At 33.0% G+C, this 19,929-nt stretch carries 16 protein-coding genes; 12 read left to right on the plus strand and 4 right to left on the minus strand.

All coding sequences use genetic code 11. The annotated features are described in order from the left end of the window. Window positions 1-268: 268 nt before the first annotated feature. The 3 genes from ACFSR1_RS18285 to ACFSR1_RS18295 all read right to left on the minus strand — a co-directional run bounded on the left by ACFSR1_RS18285 (window position 269) and on the right by ACFSR1_RS18295 (window position 4,582). A complete protein-coding gene (locus ACFSR1_RS18285) occupies window positions 269-913 on the minus strand; it encodes a response regulator transcription factor (RefSeq protein WP_378294460.1) in 645 nt (214 codons plus the stop codon). After that, on the minus strand, window positions 888-3,101 hold the full coding sequence (locus ACFSR1_RS18290) for a tetratricopeptide repeat-containing sensor histidine kinase (protein WP_378294461.1): 2,214 nt from the start codon (window positions 3,099-3,101) through the stop codon (window positions 888-890). Before ACFSR1_RS18290 ends, ACFSR1_RS18285 begins: the two co-directional genes overlap by 26 nt. A 125-nt stretch (window positions 3,102-3,226) precedes the next feature. After that, window positions 3,227-4,582, minus strand: a complete 1,356-nt coding sequence (locus ACFSR1_RS18295; RefSeq protein ID WP_378294462.1) for an exo-beta-N-acetylmuramidase NamZ family protein — start codon at window positions 4,580-4,582, stop codon at window positions 3,227-3,229. An 8-nt stretch (window positions 4,583-4,590) separates the two neighbouring features. Here ACFSR1_RS18295 and ACFSR1_RS18300 point away from each other — a divergent pair, with 8 nt between their 5' ends. The 3 genes from ACFSR1_RS18300 to ACFSR1_RS18310 all read left to right on the plus strand — a co-directional run bounded on the left by ACFSR1_RS18300 (window position 4,591) and on the right by ACFSR1_RS18310 (window position 8,436). Then, window positions 4,591-5,832, plus strand: coding sequence for an ABC transporter permease (locus ACFSR1_RS18300; RefSeq protein ID WP_378294463.1), 1,242 nt, complete (start codon window positions 4,591-4,593; stop codon window positions 5,830-5,832). Between the two features lie 99 nt (window positions 5,833-5,931). Further along, window positions 5,932-7,293, plus strand: a complete 1,362-nt coding sequence (locus ACFSR1_RS18305; RefSeq protein WP_378294464.1) for a pyridoxal-phosphate dependent enzyme — start codon at window positions 5,932-5,934, stop codon at window positions 7,291-7,293. A gap of 162 nt (window positions 7,294-7,455) precedes the next feature. Beyond that, complete coding sequence (locus ACFSR1_RS18310; RefSeq protein ID WP_378294465.1) at window positions 7,456-8,436, plus strand: helix-turn-helix domain-containing protein; 981 nt, start codon at window positions 7,456-7,458, stop codon at window positions 8,434-8,436. A 386-nt stretch (window positions 8,437-8,822) separates the two neighbouring features. Here ACFSR1_RS18310 and ACFSR1_RS18315 read toward each other — a convergent pair whose 3' ends face one another. Then, complete coding sequence (locus ACFSR1_RS18315; protein WP_378294466.1) at window positions 8,823-9,662, minus strand: M57 family metalloprotease; 840 nt, start codon at window positions 9,660-9,662, stop codon at window positions 8,823-8,825. Window positions 9,663-9,960: 298 nt separating this feature from the next. Here ACFSR1_RS18315 and ACFSR1_RS18320 point away from each other — a divergent pair, with 298 nt between their 5' ends. The 9 genes from ACFSR1_RS18320 to ACFSR1_RS18360 all read left to right on the plus strand — a co-directional run bounded on the left by ACFSR1_RS18320 (window position 9,961) and on the right by ACFSR1_RS18360 (window position 19,874). Continuing rightward, window positions 9,961-11,253 (plus strand): DUF2851 family protein, encoded by a 1,293-nt coding sequence (locus ACFSR1_RS18320; protein WP_378294467.1) that lies wholly within the window; start codon window positions 9,961-9,963, stop codon window positions 11,251-11,253. 17 nt (window positions 11,254-11,270) lie between these two features. Next, window positions 11,271-11,492: a PspC domain-containing protein gene (locus ACFSR1_RS18325; protein ID WP_280931121.1), complete on the plus strand. Its 222-nt coding sequence runs from the start codon at window positions 11,271-11,273 to the stop codon at window positions 11,490-11,492. Then, window positions 11,489-12,505, plus strand: coding sequence for a potassium channel family protein (locus ACFSR1_RS18330; RefSeq protein ID WP_378294468.1), 1,017 nt, complete (start codon window positions 11,489-11,491; stop codon window positions 12,503-12,505). Before ACFSR1_RS18325 ends, ACFSR1_RS18330 begins: the two co-directional genes overlap by 4 nt. A 98-nt stretch (window positions 12,506-12,603) precedes the next feature. Further along, the gene (locus tag ACFSR1_RS18335) at window positions 12,604-14,205 is read left to right on the plus strand and encodes an alanine/glycine:cation symporter family protein (protein WP_378294469.1); all 1,602 of its coding nucleotides are present in this window, start codon (window positions 12,604-12,606) and stop codon (window positions 14,203-14,205) included. A gap of 18 nt (window positions 14,206-14,223) precedes the next feature. Beyond that, complete coding sequence (locus ACFSR1_RS18340; RefSeq protein WP_378294470.1) at window positions 14,224-15,096, plus strand: helix-hairpin-helix domain-containing protein; 873 nt, start codon at window positions 14,224-14,226, stop codon at window positions 15,094-15,096. Between the two features lie 116 nt (window positions 15,097-15,212). Continuing rightward, window positions 15,213-16,376, plus strand: coding sequence for an acyl-CoA dehydrogenase family protein (locus ACFSR1_RS18345; protein WP_378294471.1), 1,164 nt, complete (start codon window positions 15,213-15,215; stop codon window positions 16,374-16,376). A gap of 678 nt (window positions 16,377-17,054) precedes the next feature. After that, the gene (locus ACFSR1_RS18350; protein ID WP_378294472.1) at window positions 17,055-18,437 is read left to right on the plus strand and encodes an alpha-amylase; all 1,383 of its coding nucleotides are present in this window, start codon (window positions 17,055-17,057) and stop codon (window positions 18,435-18,437) included. Window positions 18,438-18,665: 228 nt separating this feature from the next. Continuing rightward, window positions 18,666-18,860 (plus strand): 30S ribosomal protein S21, encoded by a 195-nt coding sequence (gene rpsU / locus ACFSR1_RS18355; protein ID WP_025743950.1) that lies wholly within the window; start codon window positions 18,666-18,668, stop codon window positions 18,858-18,860. A gap of 123 nt (window positions 18,861-18,983) precedes the next feature. After that, window positions 18,984-19,874 (plus strand): tyrosine-type recombinase/integrase, encoded by an 891-nt coding sequence (locus tag ACFSR1_RS18360; protein ID WP_378294473.1) that lies wholly within the window; start codon window positions 18,984-18,986, stop codon window positions 19,872-19,874. Window positions 19,875-19,929 lie beyond the last annotated feature (55 nt).

A 19,929-nucleotide genomic window follows, 5' to 3' on the forward strand; every position in this document is an offset into this window, starting at 1 on the left:
TATTATTTCAGAATTTTGGTTTGCTATTTTGATTACAAAAGTTTTATAAGAAAAAAGTAATACTTTTTTCAATTATCTAATAATCAGTGTAAATAGCAAACGTTTTTAATGCTGAAATAGTACATTGGATAACATATCTCGGTTTATCCAAAAAATCTTATTCTCCAGATGTCCATTTATATGTATAATCCAACAATAAATCTGGTATACAATTATTTTTGATAGCGTAAGGTTTTGAAGAAATGCTTTAGCAAATATTTTAATGAAACTAGTGTTCAATATAATTCATTTTGATAGCATACTTAGTCAATCCAGCAAGGTTTCTTACATTGAGTTTTGCAATTAGGTTCTTTCGGTAACTTTCTATGGTATGTTTACTTAAGAATAGCTTATCGGCAATTTCCTGAGTTGTAAATTCCTGTGCGATCAAAGTAATCACATCTATTTCTCTTTGAGTAAGTTTTACTTCTTCATTTTTCTTTTTGGAAAACTTATTTTCCATATAAATATCTTTTATCTCACGCGAAAAATATTTTTCACCACCCAATATAGTCTGTATAGCTTTAAGAAGTTCTTCCTTTTCAGCATTTTTAGGAACATAACCATCCACATCATGCTCAATAAGATTGTCAATCATTTCAGGATTGTTATGCATGCTTACTACCAGTGTTTTTATTTTTGAGTTTCTTTCTTTGACGATCTTATTAAGAGCAATACCATCCATTTCGGGCATCGTAATATCAGTAATAATCAGATCGATTTTTTCATCTGGGTTGATCTCTAAATATTTGGCAATATGTTTACCGTTTTTAGCTGTTAAAAGAATATTATAATCATTTTCAGAATTCAAGATGCTCAGTAATCCGTCCAGAAACATTTTGTGGTCATCAGCTATAATTAGGTTGTACTTCATCTTTGGTAGTTATTACGTTGGTTATTTCTATATTAATAATTGTTCCTCTTTTTATTCTGGAATCGATATCTATGGTTCCGGAAATCTTGTTTAATCTACTTCTTATATTTCTAAATCCAATGCCTTCTGTATTTTTATCCAGGTCAAAACCTACCCCATCATCTTCAAATAGAATGTTTAACTCATTACCTACTATATTGAGCTGGAGTTCGATAGAAGTAGCTCTTGCGTGTTTAATAGTATTGGTTACTAACTCTTGTATGATCTTAAAGGTTTCAACTTGCAATGTTTCGTCTAATGAGTCAATAGCTTTTCTTGGATATGCATTAAAAACAGTATTTAATTTACTTCCACCTCCAATATTATTAAAATATTCCTCAAGCACATCACAAAAATTATTTTTACTAAATTTTTTAGGGATTAAATCATGGGAAATACTGCGAACTAATTCATACGTGTCGTCTATTTGGGCATTGATCTTAAGTACGCCCTCATTTTTGTTGTCAGAATTATTTAACTGAAGTTTTATAGCAGCAAGATTTCCACCAATGCTATCATGTAATTCCTGTGCAATCCGTTTTCTTTCTTTGTCTTGCCCTTCTATCGAAGCTTTGATCACTTTTAGTTCCTGATCTTTTAAAAGAGATGTGATTTTCTGTTCATTTATCTCTTCTTGTTTTTTATTAAGCTCACTTTGTACTTTAATTTTTTGATAATAAGTGATCAATAAACCAATAACCGGAATCAATAAAATTAAAAAAGAATATAGAATTATATTTTTAAAAACTTTTTGCCGAGTAGTCTCATCACGTTGAATTTTGAGTTGTGCGTCTTTCAGTTCTTGATTTTTCTTTAAAAGAATATTATCATTTAGTGCTTTTTCAGTGGTGTTCTGAAACGCTAAGAGTTTATTTTCACTCTCTTTTTTCTCAATTTCATTTTCCTTATTCTTAATCTCCTGCTTCAGTTTTAAGTTCCTGATGGCTTCTTCTCGATTTGTTAATTCAAGCTGTTTATTGGTGTTTTCAATTTGCAGAAATTTTATTTCTTTTTCTTTTTGAAGTGTTTGATACTGTACTTCTAGCTCATTGATTTCTTTGTCCTTATCAAGTGTTCTGGTCGAGTCACTAACGTTGTCATATTGTTCATAGTAGCTTAATGCTTTTTGGTAGTCATTTTGTGAAATAGCGATTTCTTTTAACCGTAAATAGATTTTTTCCTGCTCATTTAAGAATCCTATTTTTTTTGCTATACCCAAAGCATCAAGCATGATCTCTTCTGCTTCTTGATTCCTATTCAATTCATTTAAAAGACGTCCCTTTTCAACACTACCAATAATTTGCATTCGTTCAAAGTTGTTGACCTTGGCAATTTCTAAGGCTTGATCAAAAGAAATAAGAGATTTATCCAGTTCGCCAAGTTTTTTGTAAGTAATCCCCAGGTTTACAGAAATTGTTCCGATACAACTTATTCTATTCGCTCTTACACAAATTTCTCTAGCTTTTTCTAAATATGCTATCGATTTGTCGAAGTCTTCTTTATAACCATATATATTTGCTATGTTCACTATAGATCCAAATACTATTTCTTCATTTTCTTCGTACTTCTGACATTTTTCTAAAAGATCTAATGCTCTATCATATTCGCTAGTAGCTATATAGATGTTAGCTAACCCAAAAGAGTTTACATAGTAAACACGTTTGTCATTATATTTCTGTGAGATTTCTATTCCCTTATAATACCATTTTTTTGATTTTTCATGTAATCCTGTAAAACTATTAGCTTGACCTAAAGTGAAGCAGGCAAGACCATGAATATTGTTTTTGAGGGTGTCGTTTCCAAAATCGTTTAGTTCAAGTATTTTTTTTGCGTAATATTTTATAGAATCAATTTGGGAGACACTTCTAAAATAAGAGCTTAAAATCAAACTTAGATCAGCTCTAAACCTGTTACTTTTAACTGCTTTTTTCTTTAACTGTTTATGTGCTCTTATATAACTTTCTTCTCTTTTATCAGGAGTATTGGCTAAAGCTTTGAGCTCGTCTATAATTTCTCTTTCACCTTTATTTGGGTAAGGGAATTTTCGTTTACCATCTATTTGACCTTGAATACTTGCAGAAAGAAAAAGAATCACCAATACAATAGTTTTTCTCAGAAAAGATAATGTGATATAATTGACAGATTTCATTTGTTTTGTTATTCTAAAAACACCTTCATTTTTATATGGTTAAGTTCTAAGCGTATTCAAAGGTATTAATTTTAGAAGTCATCAATATCCCTGAAAACAGGGGTCTTTGGGTCTCTATTATGGGGTTATTTATAAAGAAGATATTGGGATCGTATTTTCTTAAACTTTTCTAGATCCTTTATCCAGGTTTTTTTAATTTCTCTGGCCGTATAGCCTTTTTCTATCTGTTGTTGTAATTTTTCAGTTCCGGCGTGTATTGTAAATGATTTAGTGTTAAAAAAACCTTCTTTGTTTTTAGAATTGAGATAAGCTTCCAGTAACCATTGTAGATTTATCTTATTAAGACGTTCCGTTTTTCTTAGATCTTTTCCGTAGCAAACTTCTCCCTTATGTTTAGGATATTTGGATCCGAAATTAGGTTGCGGGGTATATGCAAAATCATAGCGTTCAATTGGAAAATCTGGAGATCCAAAAATTTGAAACTGCATTTCTGTACCCCGACCGGCATTGATGGTTGTTCCCTCAAAAAAACCAAGACTTGGATAAAGATTTATCGATCTGTCGTTAGGTAAGTTAGGAGAAGGTCTTATGGCCAAGCTATAATATGTGTTGTGTGTGTAATTTTGCACCGGTATAATGCTGATTTCACATTTTAGATCATTTCCTAACCAACCCTGACCATTAACCATTTTGGCATACTCTCCAATAGTCATTCCGTGAACAAGTGGGATCGGATGAACTCCAACAAAGCTAGCATGTTCCGGTTCTAATGTTGGACCATCTATATAATGCCCATTCGGGTTAGGGCGATCTAATATCAATAACGGAATATTATTTTCTGCACAGGCCTGCATTACATAATGAAGGGTAGAAATATAGGTATAGAATCTAACCCCAACATCTTGGATATCAAAAACTACGATTTCAATATCAGCAAGTGCCTCTGCAGAAGGTTTTTTGGTTTTACCGTGTAATGAAATAATTGGCAATCCTGTTTTGATGTCTATTCCGTCTGCAACGAGTTCGCCGGCATCGGCTTTTCCTCTGAAACCGTGTTCTGGTGCAAAAACTTTTTGGATATTAATATTTCTAGATAATAATGAATCAACAAGATGCGTATATTGGTCAAGAGCATTGGCTGTCACTCCTTCATTTTGTAAAAGAGGCTTCAGATTTGGAAACTTGAAAATAACAGAGGTTTGATTGCCTACGATCGCTACTTTTTTATTCTGTAATAGCGGTAGATATTTTTCTGTTTGATTAGCTCCTACTATTACAGGTTCTAAAACATCAAGGGAATCCTGTATTTGACCTTCCGAAATAATACTTTTTTCGTTGGTAACAGACTTTTCAGCTTCAGAACTAATCTGCGATGATGTTTTTGTTCCGCTTCCGCAAGAAATAAGCAGTGTAAAAAAGAATAAAAACGTATTTTTGAACCTATCTGCGAAATAGGTAGATGCATTTCTGATAAAAACCATAGATAACTTTGAATTTCGAATATTTTATTGCCAAACGCCTTATCAAAGGTAAGGAACATAAAAGTAGCATATCATCAGCAATCATAAAAATTGCCATTTTTGCAATTGCCATAGGTATGGTTATGATGCTGATAACCGTAGCTACCGGTATAGGTTTACAACGTAAAATCAGAGAAAAAGTTGCAGCGTTTAATGGACATGTTATCATAACCAGTTACGATAATAATAATAGCGTAGAATCTCTAATTCCTATCAAAAAGGAACAGCATTTTTATCCTAATTTTGTAGATGTTGATGGAATTGCATATGTACAGGAATTTGCCACAAAAGCAGGTCTTATAAGAACTGAAGATAACTTTGAAGGTGTTGTAGTTAAAGGAATTGGGAGTAATTATAATTGGTCCTATTTTAAAGAATATCTGGTTGAAGGTGTTTTGCCGGATTTTACGAATCCCAGAAATAATCAAATATTAATTTCCTCCTATATTTCATCAAGATTGGGTCTGGCAGTAGGGGACAAAGCTAATACAGTATTTTTGAAGAAAAATTCCAGTTCTAATATTCCCGCTAATATTCGGGCATTTGAGATTGTAGGGATATATGATTCAGGCTTTCAGGAATTTGATGAAAAATTTATTTTCGCAGATATCAGACATATCCAGAAAATGAATAAGTGGGAAGAAAATCAAGTGGGTGGTTTTGAGGTGTTTATTGATGATTTTGATGAAATAGATCAGAAAGGCAGAGAGGTTTATAATAGTATTCCCTCTGATTTAGAAGCACAAACAATTGCTTTGAAATACGGAAGTATTTTTGAATGGCTAAAACTTTTTGACCTCAATATTATCGGTATTATTAGTATCATCATATTGGTTGCCGGGATTAATATGATCACAGCATTACTCGTTTTGATTTTGGAAAGAACACCTATGATAGGAATTCTTAAATCTCTAGGAACTAATGACTGGAGTATCAGAAAAGTGTTTTTATACAATGCCGGTTACTTGATTCTTCTTGGATTATTTTGGGGTAATTTGATCGGTATTGGCCTCTTATTTATTCAAAAACATTATGGAGTTATTGGTCTTAATCCGGCAACGTATCACGTAAGTACCGCACCGGTTTATATTGATTTGTGGTATATTCTATTACTTAATATCGGAACCATGATATTATGTTTGCTGATGCTTTTAATTCCGTCGTTCGTAATTGCTAAAATATCACCCTCTAAGGCAATTAGATTTCAGTAGCTGTAAATAAGGCATCTTCCTCTTACTTAATGACTTTGTATTTGTATCTTTGCACCGCATAAAAAACAATAAAAGAGACTGTAATAAATTAGTAAGCTTGTGAAATACGCAAATAATATATTAGAAACCATCGGAGATACGCCAATGGTAAAAATGAACGCTTTAGTAAAAGATGTAGATGCTCTGGTATTGGCGAAATATGAGACCTTTAACCCAGGTAATTCTGTAAAAGATCGAATGGCGCTAAAGATGATTGAAGATGCTGAAGCAGATGGAAGATTAAAACCGGGTGGAACTATCATTGAAGGGACTTCTGGTAATACCGGAATGGGATTAGCCCTGGTCGCTATTGTTAAAGGATATAAGCTGATCTGTGTGATGGCAGATAAACAATCCAAAGAAAAAATGGATATTCTACGTGCTGTTGGTGCAAAAGTGATGGTGTGTCCAACCAATGTAGAACCAGATGATCCGAGATCTTATTACTCAGTTTCAAAAAGATTAGCAGAAGAAACTCCTAATTCCTGGTATGTAAACCAATATGATAATCCGTCTAATGCAAAAGCACATTATGAGAGTACGGGACCAGAGATATGGGAACAAACAGATGGAAAGGTTACTCATTTCATTGTAGGTGTAGGAACCGGAGGAACGATATCAGGAGTTGGGAAATACTTAAAAGAAAAGAATCCGAATGTTAAGGTTTGGGGGATCGATACTTATGGTTCGGTGTTTAAAAAATATCATGAAACTGGTGTATTTGATGAAAATGAGGTGTATTCTTATATAACAGAAGGTATCGGTGAAGATATTTTACCAGAGAATGTAGATTTTTCTATTATTGATGGGTTTACTAAAGTAACCGATAAAGATGCAGCGGTTTACACACAGAGACTTGCAAAAGAAGAAGGGATGTTTTTGGGAAATAGTGCAGGAGCTGCAATCAAAGGATTATTGCAATTAAAAGAGCATTTCAAAAAGGACGATGTTGTCGTAGTGCTTTTTCATGATCACGGAAGTCGTTATGTAGGTAAAATGTTTAATGATGATTGGATGCGAGAACGTGGATTTCTAGAAGAAGAAGTGTCTACCGCAGTCGATTTGGTTAAAAATCATGAAGAAAAACCTTTAGTGACCGTAAAAACCGAAGAACTGGTTTCCCACGCTATAGAACGTATGCGTAAGTTTCAGATTTCACAAATACCGGTTTTGGATAGTGAAGGTTTTGTAGGTTCAGTAGATGAAAGTGCATTGTTTAAAGCTTTCCTTGAAGATAAAAATACAGGTGATACTCCAATCAGAGAAATCATGAACGATCCTTTTCCGATTGTTAAAGCTAATACCTCCCTTGATGAAATATCCGCATTGATAAAAAATGGGAATCCCGCAGTGCTTGTAGCCTTGGAAAATGGCAAGCATCATATCATAACAAAGTATGACGTGATCAGTCATATCAAATAAATTATTTATATTTATATCATATAAGGAACCCCCTTTATTAGTTATACATACTAATATAGGGGTTGTTTTTATACTCTAAACCGAATTTATAGGTAGTGCTACGCAACTTTATGGTAAAATATCAATCTATAAATAGGAAGGTTCGTATAAAATCGTGGGGCTATGCAAAAATATTCGTTTGACTTTTCTGACATAGATGAATTAAGAAACTATTTTAGATCTGAATTGGATCCGGAAGGAACTACTGATAGAATCTATTTTCCTCCAGAAATAGGAGAGGGTTATCTTAGTTATTATAAAATATCGCCAGAGGTTTTTCTTTTTATTAATAATTATAGATCAAATATTGACATAGAATATGTTAGAGAACCTATAGCGCAAAAAGATATTATTCTGCATTTTAGAAAGTATTCATTAGATCATCAGATAAAGAAAAACGAAATTATAAGTTCTTACTCAGATGGATATACACCTGGAAATATGAGATGCATGGATGCACAGCAAGGTGAGCGGGTTTATATTCCTAAGGGTGCAGATGTAAAATCTATAATGATTGTGTTAAAAAGTAAGTACACCAAACCTTATTTCCTCAAAAATAGTAATATGGCTGATAAAGTAGATCAGTATATCAGGTATTCTCATCAGCATATTAATAAATTTTATCTTTCATATAAACAATCTGTACTTTTTGATCAGATTGTTTCTCCTAATTTTGATAAAGTAGAAAATTACTTGTTCTTTATAGCAAGAGGAATTCGTTTGTTAGAAACGTTTTGGAAAGATGTTTTGATGTGGGAAACCGAGAGTAATCCTTTTAATATAAATAGTTCACAAGTAGGTAATATATATAAAGTAAGTAATTATCTGGAGCATAACTTACACGAACCATTCGTAGGAGTAGATCAATTGGCCTCGATGGCTCATATGAGTCGTACAAATTTCTTTAATATGTTTAAAGAGATTCACGATCAAACACCGCTGGAATTTTTTAATAATAAAAAATTAGAAAGCTCTTACAATATGATCTTTACAGAAGGCTTGTCTATTAAAGAAGTGATGGATAATCTAAATTATTCTAATTCCTCAAAATTTAAAAAAGCATTTTTTAATAAGTTTGATATCTATCCTGATATTCAAATTTAAGGATATTATAAATAGGTGTAAAATAAAGATGGTCGCCAAAAAATGACAACCATCTATAACCTAACACAAACTCAACTAAGCTTAGGATTTTTAAATCTTTATATTTTTTGAAATTATCTTCCCTATTTCTTTAACAAAGAAAAGAAATGATATGATTGTAATAATTTCCATTAATACATAAAATCTTACCAATAGTACATTTTTGCCGGTTTTAAGTCTTTTTTAAGAGTTTTTTGGTGTAAATAATACTATTTAGAATTGGATAGTATGATTTTTAAGGGAGATTATCACTTTTTAGTCGTTAGAGAAATACAATTACACAAACATAATAAAGGGTTATTATCGCTAATAACCCTTTATAACATAATTCAATCTATTTTTTTGTATTAATATAATCTTCGGAGACCAACTCGGTCTTGTCTAAAAAAGTTTCCGGATTCATTGACTCTAAAACAAGCCCTCATTACCGAAGTTTGTGAATTACTGCTGGGGTCAGTACCTGGAATAAAAACAGCACCTATACTTCCCGCACCTTCATTGCCTTGTAAAAATGGTGGGCAAGAACTACGTGTCCCAAAATCCGAATGTCTCAGTCCGAAGCAGTGTCCTAATTCGTGAGTCATTAAATGCTCTATAGCTCCAATTGGTAAAGTGGTGGATCCTCCGTCAATTTCTATACGGTTAAAAGGATTCCCATTTCTTGGAAAACCAGCTACGCCTCCCTGTCCATTAGATGAATTGCTAAATACTACAATGTTTTTACCACCATTATTGTTGCCAAAAGATAGTTCTAACCTGAATCTTAGGTTTAGGTTATTATAATTAGCAACAGCTCTTCTAAGCCCTCGTCTTAGGTTTTGACTTAGACTACGTCCTCTTACGGTAATGACTCTACGTCCACTACTAGGTACACTCACAAGATTATTTGTGCGATATAGTTTTTGTGAGAATTCTTCTTCAGAAGAAGGAAGATCTGGCATGTTCTTGATGTCATCATGAGATAAAAAGATATCGTGGGATAGCCATCCGTCTTCTTTTTTTCCATCAGGTAGTTCTTGGGTATAGGGTATAACTCCTGTTGTATTAACGCCAAGTTTTTGAAGTTTGGAGATGACTGCTGTTGGTACTTCCTGAATGTTTTCAGATTGAACAGTCTCATTGTTCTGACAAGAGAATAAAAAAGTGGTTAATATCGCTATCAAAGCGAAGGTTTTAAAAGTTTTCATAATGAATGATTTTGTGTAAATAAAATTAGTTATTAATAGTGTTGAATTACTTCTTTAATTTAAGGCAAATCAATTGAATATCAATATGTTATATCAACATTGTTTTTACGGTTTTTGAATGTAAAGTATTACCATAAAGACGTCGCTTATGTAATGAATAGCTATAATAATGAGAATAGGTGATTCATGATTAGCAAGAATATTTAAAAACCATGCACATTTAAGGTAACATTTCAATAATTACCAACACATGATATTAGAATCAAAGTAGATTTCTAGTATAACATTGGACAAAATTATGAATGAAGATCTTTTACATTATGTATGGAAATATGAAAAATTTGATTTTTCGAACTTAAAAACAACAAATTCACTTCCGATTGTTCTTCAACGCGTTGGTGATCATAATGAAATGAATTCCGGACCTGATTTTTTTAATGCTCAATTAATAATTGACAATCAGAAATGGGCAGGTAACGTCGAGATTCATATTAAGTCTAGTGATTGGTATGTGCATCATCACGAGAGTGATCCGGCTTATGATAATGTCATATTACACGTAGTCTGGGAAGATGATATGGATGTTTTTAGAAAAGATAATTCTGTTATACCTGCTTTACAGCTAAAAGATTACATGGATGAAACTATAATATCTCGATATCAAAAATTATTTCGAACTAAGAATAAATGTTGGATCCAATGCGAAAAACAGATTTTTGAAGTATCTGATTTCACAATTTTCAATTGGCAAGAAAGATTGTATCTGGAAAGGTTAGAACAAAAGTCTGAATTGATTACGGCCTTATTAAAAAATTCCTCAAATGACTGGGAGACGGTACTTTTTAAATTATTGGCAAAGAATTTTGGTTTAAAAATTAATAGTGATGCTTTTCTTAGCTTAGCTAATTCATTTGATTTTTCAGTTGTTAGAAAATGCAGTGCCCATGCAGAGCAGTTAGAAGCTTTGTTTTATGGACAAGCCGATTTGCTGAATTATGATTCTGATATTTTATATGTTCAGGAGCTTCTAAAACACTATAAATTTTTAAAAAATAAATTCAAGTTAACAAATAAGGGAGTGCTTCCTTTTCAGTTTTTTAGACTACGTCCGTCTAACTTTCCAACAATTAGAATATCTCAGTTGGCGAATCTTTATTGTAACAATCAGCAACTTTTTAGTAAAGTCATTCGAACCAATAATTTGATTGAGTTCTATGAGCTATTCGATATTACTGCGAGTGATTTTTGGAAAACCCATTATACTTTTGATAAAGAATCTTCTGGTAGAAATAAAACTTTGACGAAGTCATTTATTCATTTGATCTTAATCAATACGATTATTCCTTTAAAATTTATATATGCAAAAAGCCAAGGAAGAGACGTTTCTGAAGAAATCTTTGGTTTGATATCACAATTACCGCCAGAGAAAAATACTATTACTGATAAGTTTAGCAGTTTTGGTGTTGCAATTGAAGATGCATTGCATTCTCAATCTATGATCCAGCTCAAGAATAAGTATTGCGATCAAAAAGCTTGTCTAAAGTGTGCAATCGGTAATTATTTATTGAATAGAGAAGGTAGTTTAGGATAATATAATTATTTTGCGTTATGCTTTATAATCTCAGACATTTTTTAGAACGAAACGGATTTTACGTTTCGAGTAGGTTGGCGGATAGATTAGGAATGCGTGCAAAAAACGTACGTTTATTTTTTATTTATTTGACTTTTGCCACTGCGGGATTAGGTTTTGTAATTTATCTTAATCTTGCGTTTTGGTTGAAATTGAAAGATTTAGTGTATACCAAAAGAACTTCAGTATTTGATTTATGATAAAGCTTTACAATTCGGGAAGACCAAAAATATTTATAGCATTGATTTTACTGATTGTTGTAGTTACAATCGGTGTTTTGGGCTTTCGGTATTTTTCTGATTATACCTGGGTGGATGCACTTTATATGACAGTTATTACGATGACTACTGTTGGTTTTGGAGAAGTACAGCCTTTAGATGATAATGGTAAATTGTTTACAATATTTTTGATATCGACCAGTGTAGTAATTTTTGCATATTCAGTCTCGGTAATAACAGAATATATTATACTTAAAAATGATCCAAAGAGAGTGCAAAATCGTAAAATACAAAAGATGATAAACAAACTAGAAAATCATATCATTATTGTGGGATATGGTCGAAATGGTATACAAGCCGCAGCAAAATTAACGGCTTATGATAAGAACTTTATTATCATTGAAAAAGAAGAGGCAGTTATCGAAAGGTATCAAAATGAAACATTGTTGTTTCTCAAAGGTAACGCTACCGAAGATGATGTGTTAATAGAGGCGGGAATTAAAAAAGCATCTACTTTGATTTGTACATTGCCCGAAGACGCTGATAACCTTTTTATAGTATTGTCTGCAAGACAAATTAATAAAGATCTGAAAATAATTAGTAGGGCTTCTCAAGATGCATCCTATAAGAAAATAAGGCTTGCCGGAGCTGATAACGTTATTATGCCGGATAGAATAGGAGGTGATCATATGGCTTCTTTAGTTGTGGTTCCTGATTTAATAGAGTTTTTAGATAATCTTTCTATCGTGGGCAAAAAATCTATAAATATTGAAGAGGTTTCTTTTGAGGATATGTTTGATGATGAAAAAGAAAGAACCATCAGGACTATAGATATGAGGTCTAAAACCGGTTGTTCTATTATTGGATACAAATCACCAGAAGGAGAATATGTAGTTAACCCTGGCGCAGATACACTTTTAAAACCAGGATCTAAGATTGTAATCATAGGCCGTCCCGAACAAGTTCACCAGTTAAATAAAGAGTTTAATATTTAAACTATTACAAAAGATTTAATCGTTAAATTATTGTAAACAATTGTTTTTTTTAGCATCTTGCTCACTTCTAAAAATTAAATTCAATTAACTCACTCATTATGAAGAGAATTCTTCTTTCAATTTTAGCACTCACAATTCCATTTTTAACATTCGCACAAGAGACCACAGAAAAAGGTCTGGATCAAAAAATAGATGAAGCCTTTCAACCGGTTTCCGATTTTTTCTCTAAGGTTATCTTTTTTGAAGTTTTTACAGGAGCACCATTTGTTATCATCTTATTGGTGTTAAGTGCTATTTTCTTTACTATTTATTTTGGATTTCCGAATATTAGATATTTTGCAAGAGCCATCAATGTCGTAAGAGGTAAATATGACGATGTAGAAGGCCATAGTTTAGGTGACCCTAATGCCGCAGTAGATGGCGATATCAGGGATACGATAAGAGATGAAAGTAAAGAAGGAGAAGTTTCTCACTTTCAGGCATTAGCTACTGCGGTTTCTGGAACTGTAGGTAATGGAAATATCGCAGGTGTTGCTTTGGCAATTGCTTTGGGAGGACCAGGAGCTACATTCTGGATGATCATTTGCGGTTTATTAGGAATGTCTACAAAGTTTGTAGAATGTACACTTGGTGTTCAGTATAGAGATGTCGGAGAAGATGGAACCGTATATGGAGGACCAATGTATTACTTGAGCAAAGGACTTAAAGAAAGAGGTTTTGCAACATTAGGAAAAATAGCAGCAGTTATCTTTGCAATATTCTGTATTGGAGGATCTTTTGGTGGTGGAAATGCCGCCCAATCTAATCAGGCAACGATTGTGCTAAAAGAGCTTATGGGCTTAGAAAGTACGGGTGCAGGAACAGTGATCGGTATAGTGTTGGCAATTCTTGTTGGGATCATCATTATTGGAGGGATTAAGAGAATCGCTTCTGTGACAGAAAAAGTAGTTCCCTTAATGGCTGTAATGTATATTTTGGCTTGTCTATATATAATTTTTAGTAATTTCTCATTTATAGATGATGCGATTGGTATGATTATTACCGAAGCATTTAATCCAAAGGCAATTGGAGTTGGTGGACTTATTGGAGTTCTTTTAGTAGGTTTTAAAAGAGCAGCATTTTCTAACGAAGCGGGAGCTGGATCGGCTTCGATAGCACATTCCGCGGTAAAAACTAAGTACTCAGCTTCAGAAGGACTTGTAGCATTGTTAGAGCCCTTTATTGATACGGTTGTGATCTGTACAATGACAGCTTTGGTGATTATTATTTTTAATTCCGGAGGAGCTTTTCAATATGGAGGTGATGGAAGCGGTGCTGTTTTGATTGACGGAGTATCTTATGAAGGTGCCGGAATTACAGCTCAGGCATTTGGTAAATTTATTCCATATTCTAATATATTTTTAACTATTGCCGTAGTACTATTTGCAGTGTCTACCATGATTTCCTGGTCATATTACGGATTACAATCCTGGAAGTTTCTATTTGGTAGAGGTAAGACCGCTGATTTAGTGTATAAGCTTTTGTTTTTGACTTTTGTTGTTATCGGTGCAGCCGCAAGTATGGGATCCATTTGGGCATTCTCTGATGCAATGATATTTGCAATGGTATTTCCTAACATGGTAGGTTTATTCTTCCTGTTTCCAGTGGTTAAAAAACAACTTGGAAGATATTTTGACGCTATAAAAGCTTCTAAAGATTAAGATTATTTATTGTCTTATATGAAATCTATAAAATCCCATTTCGAAATACATCAACGTTTCCGAAATGGGATTCTTCTTTTAATAATCCTGATTTTTGGATTGGTTTTAGGATTATGTTTCTTTCCGGACTCCGCCAGTAGCTCAAATGGTTTTCAGGAACTTTCAGAATTTCAAACTGAGATCGATTCTCTTAAGCAACAAGCAATTGATCAAAAAAAATCATATACACTAAAACCCTTTAATCCTAATTTTATAACGGACTATAAAGGATATGTTTTGGGTTTATCAACAGAAGAATTGGATAGACTTTATGCATATCGAAAAGAAAATAAATGGATTAATTCTGTTTCAGATTTTAAGAAGGTTACAGGAGTTTCTGATTCATTGTTAGCCAAAATTTCACCTTTGTTTAAATTTCCTGACTGGATTCAAAATTCCAAAAAAACAAAGTCCTATAAAAAACCAAAATATCCGGTAAAGTCTTTTGAGGAGAAAGGAGATCTCAATAATATTACTTCTATACGTTTTCAAGAAGAAATAGGAGTTCCTGACTTTATAGCTGAAAGAATTATAAAGCATAGAAATGATCTTCAAGGGTTTATAGATGATATTCAACTCAAAGACGTAAAAGGACTTTATGATCATCAGCGTAGAAAAATTCTTTCATTGTATACAGTTAAAACAAACAAGGAGATAAAGAAAGTTAATATCAATCAAGCCTCTGTTAAAGAGTTAATGGAAGTTCCTTATTTTGATTTTGAAACTGCACTGGATATCAAAGATTTTATTGAGGAAAATAACGGAATATCTGATTTTGAAGAATTAGGAAAAATAGAAGGTTTTTCTTTAGAAAAAATAGATAGAATAGCGCTATATTTGACATTAAAATAATAATCGGAAAAAATTGCTGCGAATATTGATAATACTTAAATCTTAATTTAGGTTTCTTTGAATATCTTTTGCGGTAATATGTTAGCTATATAAATCAAAGTTATCATTTAAACAACATGTATTTTACAGAAGAGCACGAATTATTTAGAGAAAGTCTTAAAGATTTTTTACAAAAAGAGGTAGTTCCTCACATAGAGAAATGGGAGAAAACTGGAGACATTGAGCGTTTTATTTGGGAGAAGTTCGGTGAGATGGGCTATTTCGGAATTGCGTATCCAGAAGAGTATGGAGGACTGGATCTAGACCTTTTTTATACGGTGATATTCTTAGAAGAATTGCAAAAGATTAATTCTGGTGGTTTTGCAGCAGCAATGTGGGCACACGTATATCTTGCTATGACTCACGTTAATAAAGAGGGTGACGATAGAATAAAAGAAAAATATCTAAGAACAAGTATCAGTGGTGAGAAAATAGGATGCCTGTGTATTTCTGAGCCGTTTGGAGGTTCTGATGTTGCGGGTATGAGAACTACTGCAGTAAAAGAAGGTGATTCATATATCATTAACGGATCAAAAACTTTTATTACTAATGGAGTTTATAGCGATTATCTGGTAATCGCGGCCAAAACAGCTCCGGAGTTAGGTAATAAAGGGATCAGTATTTTTATCATTGATAGAGATACCCCTGGTGTTTCTGCAACTAAATTAGATAAACTAGGCTGGAAGGCCTCTGATACTGGTGAAATAGCATTTGATAATGTGAAAATTCCTTTGGAGAACTTAATGGGAGAGGAAAATAAAGGATTCTCTTACATTATGCAGCATTTTGCGCTAGAAAGATTGATAATGGGTATTAATGCACATGCCAGAACAGAATATGCGTTAGAGTATGTGATTAATTATATGGGTGAACGCGAAGCTTTTGGGCGAACTATAGATAAGTTTCAGGCACTTAGGCATACAGTCGCAGATATGGCTAGTGAACTAGAAATGTGTAAAGAGTTTAATTACTCGGTAGCAAAACGACTTAATGAAGGGCAATATGTGGTAAAAGAAGCTAGCATGTCCAAATTATTATCAACCAAGATTGCCGATGAGGTAATTTATAAATGTCTTCAGTTATTGGGTGGTTATGGATATATGGAAGAGTATCCATTGGCAAGATTATTTAGAGACAGTAGACTTGGACCAATAGGAGGCGGTACCTCTGAAATCTTAAGAGAGATTATCGCCAAAATGATAATTGATAAGAAAGAGTACAAACCTGCAGTTAAGGAATAATTCAATTCGCTTTTGGCGAAAATTGTTTTCAATTCGCCAAAATGATAATTGATAATAAAGAGTACAAACCTGCAGTTAAGGAATAATTCAATTCACTTTTGGCGAAAATTGTTTTCAATTCGCCAAAATGGTAATTGATAAGAAAGAGTACAAACCTGCAGTTAAGGAATAATTCAATTCACTTTTGGCGAAAATTGTTTTCAATCCGCCAAAATGATAATTGATAAGAAAGAGTACAAACCTGCAGTTAAGGAATAATTCAATTCGCTTTTGGCGAAAATTGTTTTCAATCCGCCAAAATGGTAATTGATAAGAAAGAGTACAAACCTGCAGTTAAGGAATAATTCAATTCACTTTTGGCGAAAAATGTTTTCAATTCGCCAAAATGGTAATTGATAAGAAGTGATATAGGCTTTTCCACTTGAGATTTTCTTAAATTAACTAGATTCTTTTTGATAACTCTATAAAATCCGCAACTTATAGTTGAATAACTAATAAGTCCTGCGGATTTCTTTTATTATGTCATAAAAAAGTAAGGAATTAACAGCTTTTGATTGCTGTTTTTGTGTTAATGTTAAAATTTTATCAACACGAAAACGTTTGCGTGATACTTCAAACGTTTTCGTTATATGTAAAAATATTACATTGGGATAAATTTAACACACAAACACTTATTTTATGAAAACTTTTAAGTTCATTTATTTTCTGTTGGCGGTATCCTTTCTAATGGTATCGTGTGGTAAAGACGAGATTCTAGATTCTGTAGAGCCTGAATCCGCAAAACCCGAAGAATCAATTTCTACTAGAGCCGGTCTTAAGGCCATTGGATCCGGTGTAATGATGCAAGCTTTTTATTGGGATGTTCCTGCCGGAGGTACTTGGTGGAATGTAGTTAAAGGAAAAGTTAGTAGTTGGAGTAATGCAGGGGTCGATGCTATATGGCTACCACCTGTGAGTAAAGCACAAAATGGAACATTTTCTATGGGGTATGACCCTTTTGATTATTATGATTTCGGTCAATATAACCAGATGGGAAGTACCGAAACTAGATTTGGATCCAAAACAGAATTAGAGTCTTTAATATCTCGTGCTCATAATAATGGATTAAGTGTAATTGCCGATATCGTAATTAATCATAACAGTGGAGGAGATCTCGAATGGAATGAGTTTGCTGGTAAAAACACCTACACGAAATTTAATCCTATGTCGAATAAGTTCAATAGAACTAAGTATGATTTTCACCCTAATGAATCCTATAACTCTGATAGTGGGATTTTTGGAGGTTTTCCTGATTTAAGTCACAAAAAAGCATATGTACAGGACTGGCTTTGGAAAAGAAGTAATTCGGTAGCAAAGTATTACAAGAATACTATGGGATTTGACGGATGGAGATTTGATTATGTAAAAGGTTTTGAACCTTGGGTTGTTAGAGAGTGGAAAAATGCTGTAGGAGGTTTTTCTGTTGGAGAGTATTGGGATGGTAATGTGAACACTTTGGATTGGTGGACATCTGAAGCGCAGGTTTCAGCTTTTGATTTTGCGTGTTATTATAAAATGAGAGATGCATTTGTAGGTAATAATTTAAATGCACTTAGTGGAGATATGTTATGGAAAAGAAATGCGAGCAGAGCGGTTACTTTTGTAGCTAATCACGATACCGATGAAATTTATACTAACAAGTTATTAGCGTATGCTTATATTTTAACTCACGAAGGGTATCCTGCTCTTTTTTATAGAGATTATGAAGATTGGTTAGATAAAAATAAGCTGAATAACCTAATTTGGATTCATAATAATCTTGCCGGAGGAAATACTTCTAATCTATGGACAGATAATGATGAGTATATTGCCAGAAGAAATGGAGGAGGAGGAAAGAATGGATTGATCGTATATATCAATAATTCTAATTCCTGGAAAGAAAGATGGATTCAGACTAACTGGTCCAGCAGAAGGATAAAAGATTATACGGGTAATTCTAGTTGGGAACCTATAACACAAGGAGGAAAATGGGTAAAGATTCAGGCACCACCAAAAGGATATACTGTTTGGTCTCTTAAATAATCATCTCATGTTTTCTTAATGTGTAAGAACAATATGTAGAAAAAGAAATTCGGTTTTTTGTTTGTTATCAACCTTGTAGATGCAAATAAGAAGCCGTTTTCTTTTTAGAATTTATTAGTTCTAAATGCTGAAAAGAAATAAATAATCAACTTCATTGAAAAAAAGCTTTGTAGATAATAGTTTTGTGTTATCTTTGCAGCCTAATTTTTAAAGAAAGGAGGTAACACTATGTTAATTATACCAGTTAAAGACGGAGAAAATATAGATAGAGCGTTAAAACGTTTTAAGCGTAAATTCGACAGAACAGGAACTATGCGTCAGCTGCGTAAGCGTCAGGCGTTCACAAAGCCTTCTGTAGAGCGTAGAGCTCAGGTTCAAAAAGCGCAGTACATTCAGCACTTAAGAGATCAGGAAGAAATTTAAAACAAGTTGAAACGTTGTATGTATTGATTTCTTAAAATGAAATCGAACTTCGTTTTTCAGTATAGATAAATTAAAACCATTAGATGTTAAAAGTTTTATACTTTTACTGTCTAATGGTTTTTTATGTTTATCAAAGAATTTATTGATTATCTCCTTTTAGAAAAAAAGTATTCTATACATACTGTTGCGGCTTACAAAACGGATTTATTAGCCTTTATCGAATTTTATGAGAAAGAGTATGGTGTAAAAAATATATCAAAATCAAATTATCCTCAGATTCGTTCTTGGATTATAGATTTGGTAGACACAGGTATTTCTAATAGAACTATTAATAGAAAAGTATCTTCGCTTAAAACTTATTATAAATTTCTGCTTAAATCCGAGCAAATTGATAAAAACCCTTTGGCAAAGCATCAGGCTTTGAAAGCGTCTAAGAAAATACAAATTCCGTTTTCTAGTCTGGAGGTAGAAAATGTATTAAATGAATTAAAGGAGGGGCAAGATTTTAAAAGTGTAAGAGACAGATTGATTGTAGAGCTTTTTTATGCAACCGGAATGCGTAGAATCGAATTGGTGAATCTTACGTTAGGTGACCTGGATGTTTCTAATAAACAGGTTAAAGTCTTAGGAAAGCGAAATAAAGAAAGGTATATTCCTTTGATACCTTCGTTACTTGGTACTTTAGAAAAATATGTAGCGCTGCGGGCAGAAGTTGTAGCGGATTCTGAAGAACCTTTTTTATTACTAACAGAAAAAGGAGTTAAAATCTATGAAACACTTGTGTATCGAATCATAAATGGTTATTTTAGTAAGGCATCTTCTAAGATAAAAAGAAGCCCGCATATATTGAGACATTCATTCGCGACGCATCTTCTTAATGAAGGAGCAGACTTAAATGCTGTAAAAGAATTGCTTGGTCATTCCAGTTTAGCGGCTACTCAGGTATATACAAATCAAAGTGTAGCGCAGTTAGCTAAAGTGTATAAACAGTCTCATCCAAGGAATAAAAAGTAAAGCGTAGTGGTTACGTGATTTCTTTTAGGCTTTAAATATATGTTCAACCAATTAA

It is taken from the genome of Aquimarina rubra (assembly GCF_042684305.1).
Lineage (GTDB): Bacteria > Bacteroidota > Bacteroidia > Flavobacteriales > Flavobacteriaceae > Aquimarina > Aquimarina rubra.